The organism is Colwellia sp. MEBiC06753 (assembly GCF_053470325.1).
In genome coordinates this window covers 38,904-49,561 of sequence record NZ_JBQMTM010000027.1, presented here as the reverse complement: position 1 = coordinate 49,561, position 10,658 = coordinate 38,904, and the positions used below count along the sequence as shown (strand labels likewise).

Below are 10,658 nucleotides of genomic sequence, written 5' to 3'. Positions count from 1 at the left end.
TGATTAATGACATCTAGGGCTTGAGAAACGAGCATAAAAAATCCGATAAACAATGTTTATCGGATTTTTACATACTCAGAAGATCGTTCAATTGATCTGTAAATAAATGCCTAACTGATCGGCATTAGAGCCTACGGCCCCTTTTTTTGCAACACCTTGTGTATTAGCCTTTTCTGAAACGGCGTACACCGAGCAAGCCAAGCGCCAACAAACCAAGCGTCGCTGGCTCCGGGATATCATTAGGATCAATGTTGGCTACAAAAAATACGCGACTATCACTTCTCGTAACAAATTCGAAATCATTGCCGGTCACATTAAATCCCCAACCCGGAGACAGGTCGCCACCACCATTTGCATGTAGGTGATAGCTTAATCCACTGGCCGCCTCTCCACCGGCGGCAGCCTCGCGATAACCAATGCCATTAGAAAGTGCAACATCTGCTGAACTCAGATCCACCACATCAGCAGTTGTGAAGCCCCAGGAGCCATGCCCTGACGTTCTGTACCAGTTAAGACCATTGCTCCAGTTGTCCAGGGCGCCGTTGACGATATCATCGTTATCGGCACTATAAGAAGAACTGTACGAGGCGTAGGTGATACCAGTTACAATGTCAAACTCACCTGCTCCGGCAATGGCGTATACACCCTCACTTGCATCCCACAATGCCATCATCATATGACTGCCAGTGCCACAGGCATCGAGTACACCCTTCGTGGAAGTATTGTCATAGCCACCAGAGCGATGACATTCCGTCCATCCCCAGTTATCAATATCAGATTGGCTCAGGTCTGACTGAAGACCAAAAGGCAAAAATGAAGCGAACGCATTCGCTGACAGGAAGATGGTTGCGAGCAGTACTCTTTTTAGTGTTGAATACATTGTTAGACTCTCTCCGGTAATTGTTTGTATTTTATACAAATAGTATTTCTCAATGTTGCCACCCACTATGCATCATCCATGCCCATATTTATACTCAACTGTTTTAGTTGGATTTTTCTATCAGCGGGCACGAATTATGCTGGCAACTGTAAACTATGCTGACAATTTTTCACTCTAGTGCCCACACGGAATTTGCTTTGTGGGAGGTTAGATTTAACGGCAGCAACACACAGGAATCGAAAGCTGAAACACACTCCCAATGACTGGCTGCTTGTTGTCTGAAACAGACCACAACCTTCGCGGTAGTGACGGTCTGAAACTCGCTCTAAACAGCCATTGAGTTTCCACTAAAAAGCAAGCTAAGATTGTGTAGATAACGGATATCGACACAAATAGCAGACAGCCTACTCTACGGATTTTTGTGTCAGCTGTTTGCTGATAAAGTTTCGAGTATCTTTTAACAGTGACACTCTCGCAGGTTCATGCACATACATCATATGTCCACCATGGTAGTAGTAATAATCAATTTTATCAGCGTGTATTCCATGTCGGTTTAATGTGTATTCGGCATCAAAAAAAGGCGTAACCATATCGTAATAACCTGAGGCAACCATGACTTTCATCTCTGGATTGCTTCGTAGCGCATAAGATAAATCTGGTGCAGTATTTACGTATTTAGGCTCCCAGCTTTTACCATCAGGCTTCGTACGCCAGCGCCAATTATCTGATAATTCCGGATCAGAAGGGTTTAAGTATTTTCTTGTCCAGTCAACATTTAAGTCTGTCCGAATATAATGCATTAATGCCGCTTTATATGCCGGTGAAATAACGGTCGCGGCGTCTATCTTAGGGTCAGCGGATATATCATCTCTTTCATCCATTTTATAGCGACCATCTAAAAGCCCAATTGCAACACCGTCTGCGCGTAACAGTTCTTTGGCGAATCTAAAGGCATTAATACGTAAATCAACCCGTTCTATGTATTGTTTGCTTAGTCCGGTATAGCGCTGTAACCCCTGAACAATTTGCTCTCTTTCTGCCAAGGTTAAGGTATTGCCCTTAAATAATGCCGGAAGCAACTCATCAACAGCGAATTTGCGGCTAGCAGTTATAAACGCTTCAAAACTTCCAGAGGTGTCGACTTTTTTATGGTGCCAAGCGGTTGCGGCTAATGTCGGTATATAGGTGATGTAGGAGATAATGTTATCGTCGACATAAGGGCTAGAGCCTTGATAGTCCAAAGCCTGAGAAACAAAAATTATCCCATTTACATTAATAAGGTGTTTGTCCATAAGTACTTTAGTGACCGCGGCGGCCCTTGTCGTACCAAAGCTTTCTCCCAATAAAAATATTGGTGCATTCCAGCGATTTTCGGCAGTCAGCCACTGTGCGATAAAGTCAGCAATAGAAGAAGCGTCTTCATTCAAGCCCCAAAAGGCTTGGCTTTTAGTTTCGCCCAATGCGCGTGAAAACCCTGTGCCGACCGGATCAACAAATACCATGTCAGTAACATCTAAAATGGTCTCAGGCGCTGCTTTTATTTCATAGGGAGCGGTGCCAGGATGCGAGGCATCACTCGGTACAACAATACGTTTAGGCCCATAAGCGCCCATGTGTAACCAATTAGAAGATGAACCAGGACCACCATTCCATATAAATGTAACTGGCCTGTTTTTTTTGCCATTTTCTACCATGTAATCAAATGAAAAAATTGAGGCTGTCGGTTCTTCGTCTTTATCTAATAAATAGGTTTCACCTGCGACAACCTTATAGCTTAGTTTTTTACCATTAAAGGTGCCTTTGTGCTGTGTTACAAATTTAGTGGCTGCGACATTGGGTTTCTTACTTTTATCAGTTTTTGGTGTTTCTGCGGCAAATACGCCATTTGCAAGCAAGGCTAACCATGTAAACAGTACTATCGTTTTGCAACTCGTCAAATACGCCATGTATTATTCTCCCTTCGTAATTTATCTAGATACCTGATTTATCTACATACCTGTTTTGTACAGTACTGCGGCGACCTTTTACATTAGTTATACCACTACATTGATAAATTGGCATTTTTATGCGGGAAGTAATACGCCCTATGTAACTTCTATCTCGACTTGATCTGAAGAAATAACCTTAACATTGGCGAGCTTATTTCTGGCTAGAGCTTCAAAAAAAGAGTCATAAGCAAACGTTGACTAGTTTGAGTTATTGTCAGTATTTATTTGCTCGACTTTTTCTAACATTGCCCTAACATTTTGTTCTGTAACACTTTTAGTGTCATCAATAATATGAATTTTACGCTGGGTTAATCTTAATGAGGGCAAGCTATCTTTGTGTGGTGGGTAATTAACGAGTAACTTTAGGTAGTTGTTATTTTGGTTAAGCTTATTAAGACCATATTCAATGCGCTCAGCAAGTGCATCATTATGCTTAGCGACAAAAAAATATATGTTTAATGGATAAACGATCAAATGGTTTTTATCCATTGCTAAATTAGGCGATTGATAATTTTTTAGCTCAGAGCTTACTTCAAAAACTCCCCTTAACACATAATCATACAGTCCCTTTGCCGTATCATTGTATAAATACTCATACCAATTAGTTTCTTGAACATTAAATTGATGACTCTTCAAAATGGTGGTATCCGGCCAGTCATAGCCTTGCACAAGTATGAGTTTTTTTAAGTCATTTATAGAAGATGATTGAGTAAACTGTGCTTTAACTTTGTTGTTATAAACCGCTATTCGATAACCTAATAGGCCTGCCATCAGTGGAAATTTAATTGCTTTTGCTTGGTGCTCTCTTTGGGGGGTGGATGCTGTCCAAGTGATGTCTAGCAAGCCAGTATTTAAACTTTTCAACTGTCGCTCTTGCTGCATTGGTATTTCGACCGTTTTTAGCTTACAAGGGCCATATTTATCTTCTGAGGCCTTACATGCTAGATCTAAAATATACAGATAGAAATTCTTTTGCGGATCATTATTTTCTAACGCCGTAACGTGCTTAATAACGGTAATTTCAGCATAGGCCAATGCGCCAAAAGGATTGAAGGCACATATCGATATCACTACTAAAATAAGTCCCCTAGTTAACATCATTTGACAACTCGATACCTTGCTCCATCACCAATAGACATCCCGCTAATTGTTATCTGATAATGGCTTGAGCAAAGTGCGCAATTCACTCAAGCTTATATTTCATTAACCCCTACTGTTTTGTGAGTTTTCCAATAAACTCACAAAACAGTAGAAGCAATATTGATTCACACCAAGTATAACTTGTTTAACAAATTAATCAGGTCTTTACTTGCTAACGGCTTTGATTCATTGAGGCTATGCCAGCATTTAGATTAAGCTATTCGATGTTAATAATAACGAGATTTATGTTAGCTTAGAGCAAACAGTGTCTAGTGAGCCAGCAGGTTTACTGTAATTAAAAAAAGGACAAACAATGAAACTTTATACCTTCCCCGTAGCACCAAATCCAATGCGAGTTGGATACCTTTTAAAATACAAAGGCATTGAAATAGAGACAATAGAAATAAACTTAAAAGAAAAACAACAATTTACCCCAGAATTCCTAGCAGTAAATCCAAATGCAACCGTACCTGCTCTGCAACTTGATGACGGTACCTTACTCACCGATGCCATTGCCATTTGTTTGTACCTTGAACGTAAATTTCCAGACAAACCATTGTTCGGTAAAACTGATGAAGAATATGCCCAAGTTGTTGGCTGGTTACACAAACTTTATGTAGAAGGTTTAGCGGCAGTTGCCGATATATTAAGAAATGGTAGCGAATTTTTTGAAGATAGAGCCCTACCAGGTAAAATTGCCGTTCCACAAATTCCTGCCTTAGTCGAGCGCGGTCAGTTAAGATTGCAATGCTTTTGGGAAATGTTAGATCAACACCTGCAAAATAGAGAATTTATCGTTGGTACAAACTTAACCCAAGCCGATATTGATGCTTATGTGGTATGTAATTTTGCAAGTTGGGTGAAGGCTACTATACCTGAGCAATGCAGCAATTTGCTTCGCTGGCATCAAGGTATTGCAAAAATATTAGATGCTTAGTCTAGCCACAACTAAACTGACATTGCTTTAATCACTCAGCAAACTTTCCCTAAGCCATCTTGTATAACAGCGCAAAATGTTAAAACTTGATGGCAAGGGTCATACTTAACTAGCTCACTTAAATTTTTTAACGAACATTTGACAACAAGCAGCTAGTCTTTTTTATCTAAACTTTCGTCCAGCCCTTTAACTAAACGATAACGCTCAAATACGTCAGCCGTTTTATAACCTAAATTTCGATCAGATTGAATTGGTTCTATCGCTTTACTGCCAACAAAGTGCTCACGTACATCACTGCCATCGTTATCGCAATACGCCAGCATAAATCCTATATTTTTACCCGAATGCAGTGACTCTTTTGATAAGGTATTTTCGCTATTGAACAGCGAAAACTTATCATTGTGCACGGTTATCGCTAATTCCCAATAGACACTATGATTAGCATCTAAACTGCGGCGCCAAACACTTTTTATATGATCGTTCAACAGGGCTGGTTTTCCTTTACCATTTCCCGCGGGCACAATGTCCGTGACCTGATTGTCCAAACCAATATGATAGGCAAACGCGTTGAAATTATTAAGGTGATCACCACCCGATGCATTTTCATCAATAAACACTTCTAAACAATCATCATCCCAATAATTTTGCAATGGATTTGGATGACGGTCATAAAGCACATCATCAACAATATTGGCCAGCAGATAAATATATTGCTCGTCCCATAACAGTTTAAATTTCCCTGAAAAGTCTGATGGTGAAGGCTCTGAGCCTAGAATAATCTGGTCAATCGGTTGCCAGTGCACCGTATTCCATTGTGGGTCCTGTGGGTCACCGTCTATTTGAATAGGATTAGGCGTATATAAAATCTGTTGACTAGTATCATCGGCCCTTTGTGATTTAGTCGGCCCTTTAGTTAGTTCGGTACTTAGTTGTTCAGTACTTAGTTGCTCGGTACTTGGTTCTTTACTTAGCGCTACATTGCTAACATTGGCAACAAAAAACACCAACATAACAAACATCATCAAAATTACTTTACGCATTTATTCTTTCCCATTTAAAAATCACTTGTTACCTTCGACGCACAACGCGATATTGATTTAGTTAATTTGAGCTAAAAGGTTTGCCAACAATTGATCAAAATTTTGGTCAATTTTCAGCACTATCGTGTCTGGATCATCACTATTAATTGCTTCAAATTGTGCTAATTGACTCGGCAGTAATGAAGATGAAGCAAAATGGCCTTGGCGTTGGTTAAGTCTTTGCTCAATAATAGTTTCATCGCCGTGCAATAAGACAAACTGTGACGCTGGTGTTATCGCCGCTATTTGCTTGCGGTGACAGGATTTAAGCCCAGAAAAAGCTAAAACGATTGCAGTAGCCGACTCCCTCAGTTTCAACGAAAGATCTGCAATCAAATTATCTACCCATTGTTGACGTTGTTGCTCACTAATGGCTATTCCCTGTGCCATTAGGTGTTTTGCCTCGTTGGTATGAAAATCATCAGCATCGACATAATAACAGTTAAGACGTTGAGCTAACGCCAATGCTAGCGTTGATTTTCCCGTACCACTAATTCCCATAATGACGATGAGTCGGCTTTCTATAGTTCTCATGGCTAATTTTTCACTACATTATATTTATTGAGTTTACTGAGGCATTTGGATTAATAATTGATAATGTTGGTTTGGCACAATATTGCCTATGGCATTGCCACTAACTAACACTCCATCTAGCCATATTGTCATCTGCTCAATTGTTGATTTTTCGATAGAAAATTCAAACGTTCCGCCCGCAAAGAGACGCTTACCAGCAAGCTTATCAATACAGTCAGGTAGTTTAGGTTGAACCTGTAATCGTCCCTGACGCCCTTTCAAACCACATAGTTCTTCAATAACACAGCGGTACATCCAAGCTGCCGTACCTGTGTGAATTAACTGGCTGCTTCGTCCGGCCATGTCAGGCAGTTGATAGTAAGCACCTCGATAGTAGTTCGGTATAAAGTTTGGAAGCTGGCCTTTAATCAACATATCACTCTCGTCTGGTAACAACCGCGTTAACACTTGAAAGGCTAGATTGTATTCACCAATTTGATAGAGGCTATAGGCATAAAATACCGCGGCATGATTGTATACCGAGCCATTTTCGGCAACGCCAGGATATTTTTGCGTTATCCTGCCAATATCATCAATAAACGATGTATAGCTAGGCGCTAACATCATTACCCCAAAAGGCGTATTTAAGTGCCGTTCAACCTCACTTAATATGCTATTTTTTTTAGTTTCAGTGGCCGCACCACTCAATAACGCCCAGCTTTGTGGGTTTAAGTAAATAGCGCCTTCATGCTCTGTTGCAACACCAAATAACCGTCCATGATCGGTAATGCCTCTAGCGTACCAGTCGCCATGCCAACAATATTTATTTACCGCTTCATTAAGGGATAATTTCAGCGTTTCTAACTGCGGTACTGACTGAGTTACTGACTGAGTTAATGCTGTTACGCCGTTTCCGTAGTGGTTAATGACCTCAATCCAACAACCAATGGCATAAGCCAGCGCTAACGTTAACCAAGTTGATACTCCTTGACCGAGATGACCAACCATATTCATTGGATCACACCAGTCGCCTTGGTGTATCAAACATAAGCCGCGGTGATCGCGTTGCGTCAACACATAATCAATCGCCAATTCAATATGGCGGTACAAAGGGGCTTGTTCTTCGGAATCAGCAAAACCTACTGAGGTAAGTAAACAATCAATATCATTGGTTTCGTTGAGGTAAGCCAATAATAAAATAGGCAACCAAATATTAGCGTCGGCGTGAGGTATTTGATTAATGTATTTAAGCTGGGCACCGCTATTTAATAACACCCCATCAGGCATTTCCCCTGAGCAAGATTGTTGACTCAGTGCTCTAATCAACACTTGCTTGCTGTGCTCAGGTGCGATGAAGCACATCCCTATCGCATCTTGTAAATAATTACGGGTTTGAGGATCTGTTGTTAAACGATGTAAACGACCAAGGCAATTAACTTGATTGGGTAACCAGTAATTAACAAATTCACAAAATACCCCATTACTATCAAAGGCTAACTGTGCCAAAGCGTATTTGTCACAGGCGTGATTTTGAGTATCGTCCAATTGCTGATACGGCTGATTCGACTCAGTATCCTGCGCCACTTTCGGGTCAAGCCACAGGCGTTTTTTTATCGCTAAAATATCACTAGGTGATTTTGCTGGACCAAAGGCAAAGCGATAATCTGAAGAATGTTGCGGCAATAGCTTAAGCTCAAACTGCATGATCGCGGCTGGGTCTTCATAGCGAGCAGGCGCTTTATTTAGTAGACTACCTTTCAAGGCCTCTGGCTCACTTAATTGACCATTACCTTCGAAGATCTGTTGGTTACACAGCCAAGCATCCGGTTGTTGTTCACTTAGTAAAAAGGTGGAATCTTTATATTGAGCCACTTGCGGCTGCTCTTCTAATCGCTGATATGGCGATATTGATTTAGCAATTATTGCTTGTAAGGATGGATCATAATTCGCTTCACGATACATCCAAGACTGGTAGCCAATTGAAAAATAAGGAAAGACACTGAGGTCTCGGCGAGTATCACCATGATTAGTTAATGAAATTTTCCAACACTCAATAGCATCTTTATCATCTAAGGTAAGAATGACTTCAATAGCCAAATCACCATATCGAATATCCCAACTAATCTGATGGTGAGTTAATTTAAATTCAAAGCTATCGGCGTTTTTGCGACAAGGCTCAAAAGGCACCGAAAACAGTTCTCCAGTGTGATTATCTCTAATATAAAAAAAGCGGCCTGGATGATGGCTAAAATAGCCCTGCTCTGGCTGAAAAAAAGTTTTTGCTTCCAATTGTGGACCAAAACTATATTTTGCCGGCTCAGGTTGCATGTGTGTTGCTCTAGCAAACCCTCGACAATTCATTTGAATCATCATTGAACTGTTATACAAAAAACCGGTAGCAAGCGGTAAAGCATTCGCCGAACGTAAAGTTATTTGTCCCTGTTTCATTTCGACATCGGCATTGTGGTGACGCTGGTTCATACTCTGCCCTCGGACGTATTGATAACAGTTTGGTTGTGATGAGCGAGATCTTGAGATTTCTTAGCCAGTTCAAGGTGGATATTGGCCAAGGATTGTGCGGTCAAAGGGTACCGTTGCACAATAATGACCGCCAATAGTGCAAAAGCAGCGGGAATTACCGTCATCAACCAAACTATGCCCTGCTCAGAGCTTACAGACTGAACAGCGTTAGCAATATAGCCCATACTCGATAACATCCAACCTATCATTGCCCCAGCTAACGCGCCGCCTAGCTTCTGAGCGAATGCTGCAGCGGAAAATATCATCGCTGTCGCGCGTCGACCTGTTCGCCATTCACTGTAATCTGCAGTATCAGCATACATTGAAAAAACCAAGGGTGATTTTGGCCCAAGCGCTAAACCAATCATGGCTTGCAAGACAAACATTAAAAAAATTTGGTCTTTGGGTAAAAAGAAAAACAGCCCAGACAGCACTGCAACAATGAGCATCAAAATCAACAACAACTTTTTCTTATCAATATACTTTGTTAACAGCGGCGTAATGGCCGCGCCTACCCCTAACGCAATAAGATATGTCGATGTAAAGCTACCAATGAGTCGTTCTTCTCCAACATAGTATTTAAAGTAAAATGTACCGGCACTTGCACGTAATGAAATAGTCACCATAATGACCAGCGCCAAAACAAATAATACACACCAAGGTTTATTAGCAAATAAATCACTAATATCGGTAAAGACTTTTGTTTGCTTCGATTGAGGAGGCGCTACACGTTCTTTGACAGTAAGAAAAGTGATTAAAAATAATACTCCGGCAACGGCACCATAAAGCGCCATGGTATATTGCCAACCTTTAGCCTCATCACCGCTGCCAAGCAGTTGTACTAGTTCAGGGGTCAAAAATGCCACTAGGCTGCCACCACTAAATGCGCCAATAAAACGAAAACTGGTTAACATGGTTCGTTGCTGAGAATTACGAGTAATAACGCCTAGCAAGGCACCATAAGGTACATTAATAAATGTATAAGCCAGCATCATAAAAATATAACTAGCATACGCCCAAATCACCTTACCTTCGCCACTTAAATCAGGAACAGTAAAAGTGAGTACGCCAGCTGAAAATATCGGAATAATGCCCCAAATTAAATAAGGCCTAAATTTGCCCCAGCGGGTCACCGTTCTGTCAGCAATGGCTCCCATGACAGGATCTGAAACCGCGTCAATTAACCGCGTTACTAGCATCATGGTACCAACGGTTGCGGCAGGCAAACCAAATACATCGGTATAAAAAATAAATAGAAATACGTCGAATACTCGCCAATAAAAGTTAGATGCTACATCCCCCAATGCATAACCTACTTTTTCTAATACTGGCAATCGACTATTGGCTGTTTCCACTTTGCCAACCCTCTTGCTTGTCATTATTGTTATTGATACGACGCTTTCTTTTTCTATAGCTTAAGGACTCAACCTTGAGCATTTCTTTTCTGCCATCAGTTCATTGCTATTTTTTCACTATCTTCCCATCGAGGAACAACTTAATTTGTTGTTTTTTATCCCTTCAATTCACGGTGCGTATAATGATTTATTAAACAGAAACCAATACAAATGTAAGCGCTTTCAATCAATATAAACACTGTACAA

The 10,658-nt window shown here is 40.8% G+C and carries 8 protein-coding genes; 1 reads left to right on the top strand and 7 read right to left on the bottom strand.

All coding sequences use genetic code 11. From position 1 onward, the window contains the following. Positions 1–163: 163 nt before the first annotated feature. The 3 genes from ACOB82_RS16900 to ACOB82_RS16890 form a co-directional block, all read right to left on the bottom strand. Positions 164–946 carry a PEP-CTERM sorting domain-containing protein gene (locus tag ACOB82_RS16900; protein WP_448214174.1) on the bottom strand — a complete coding sequence of 261 codons (783 nt, stop codon included), beginning with the start codon at positions 944–946 and terminating at the stop codon, positions 164–166. A gap of 338 nt (positions 947–1,284) precedes the next feature. Beyond that, complete coding sequence (locus ACOB82_RS16895) at positions 1,285–2,826, bottom strand: S10 family peptidase (protein ID WP_448214173.1); 1,542 nt, start codon at positions 2,824–2,826, stop codon at positions 1,285–1,287. Between the two features lie 240 nt (positions 2,827–3,066). Continuing rightward, complete coding sequence (locus tag ACOB82_RS16890) at positions 3,067–3,969, bottom strand: hypothetical protein (RefSeq protein ID WP_448214172.1); 903 nt, start codon at positions 3,967–3,969, stop codon at positions 3,067–3,069. A gap of 352 nt (positions 3,970–4,321) precedes the next feature. Between ACOB82_RS16890 and ACOB82_RS16885 the strand changes: the two genes are divergently transcribed. Continuing rightward, positions 4,322–4,945 carry a glutathione S-transferase family protein gene (locus ACOB82_RS16885; RefSeq protein WP_448214171.1) on the top strand — a complete coding sequence of 208 codons (624 nt, stop codon included), beginning with the start codon at positions 4,322–4,324 and terminating at the stop codon, positions 4,943–4,945. 152 nt (positions 4,946–5,097) lie between these two features. Here ACOB82_RS16885 and ACOB82_RS16880 read toward each other — a convergent pair whose 3' ends face one another. From ACOB82_RS16880 to ACOB82_RS16865, 4 genes are read right to left on the bottom strand one after another with little or no spacing between them, the layout of a single operon-like run. Then, the gene (locus ACOB82_RS16880) at positions 5,098–5,985 is read right to left on the bottom strand and encodes a sugar-binding protein (protein ID WP_448214170.1); all 888 of its coding nucleotides are present in this window, start codon (positions 5,983–5,985) and stop codon (positions 5,098–5,100) included. Positions 5,986–6,042: 57 nt separating this feature from the next. Next, complete coding sequence (locus tag ACOB82_RS16875) at positions 6,043–6,558, bottom strand: gluconokinase (protein WP_448214169.1); 516 nt, start codon at positions 6,556–6,558, stop codon at positions 6,043–6,045. A 33-nt stretch (positions 6,559–6,591) separates the two neighbouring features. Continuing rightward, the gene (locus tag ACOB82_RS16870) at positions 6,592–9,018 is read right to left on the bottom strand and encodes a GH36-type glycosyl hydrolase domain-containing protein (protein WP_448214168.1); all 2,427 of its coding nucleotides are present in this window, start codon (positions 9,016–9,018) and stop codon (positions 6,592–6,594) included. Then, positions 9,015–10,412, bottom strand: coding sequence for an MFS transporter (locus ACOB82_RS16865; protein WP_448214167.1), 1,398 nt, complete (start codon positions 10,410–10,412; stop codon positions 9,015–9,017). The genes ACOB82_RS16870 and ACOB82_RS16865 overlap by 4 nt, the downstream gene beginning before the upstream one ends. Positions 10,413–10,658 lie beyond the last annotated feature (246 nt).

Coding starts and splice junctions, on each gene's coding strand:
- ACOB82_RS16880 (WP_448214170.1), bottom strand. CDS start 5,985: ATGCGTAAAGTAATTTTGATGATGTTTGTTATGTTGGTGTTTTTTGTT.
- ACOB82_RS16885 (WP_448214171.1), top strand. CDS start 4,322: ATGAAACTTTATACCTTCCCCGTAGCACCAAATCCAATGCGAGTTGGA.
- ACOB82_RS16870 (WP_448214168.1), bottom strand. CDS start 9,018: ATGAACCAGCGTCACCACAATGCCGATGTCGAAATGAAACAGGGACAA.
- ACOB82_RS16895 (WP_448214173.1), bottom strand. CDS start 2,826: ATGGCGTATTTGACGAGTTGCAAAACGATAGTACTGTTTACATGGTTA.
- ACOB82_RS16890 (WP_448214172.1), bottom strand. CDS start 3,969: ATGATGTTAACTAGGGGACTTATTTTAGTAGTGATATCGATATGTGCC.
- ACOB82_RS16875 (WP_448214169.1), bottom strand. CDS start 6,558: ATGAGAACTATAGAAAGCCGACTCATCGTCATTATGGGAATTAGTGGT.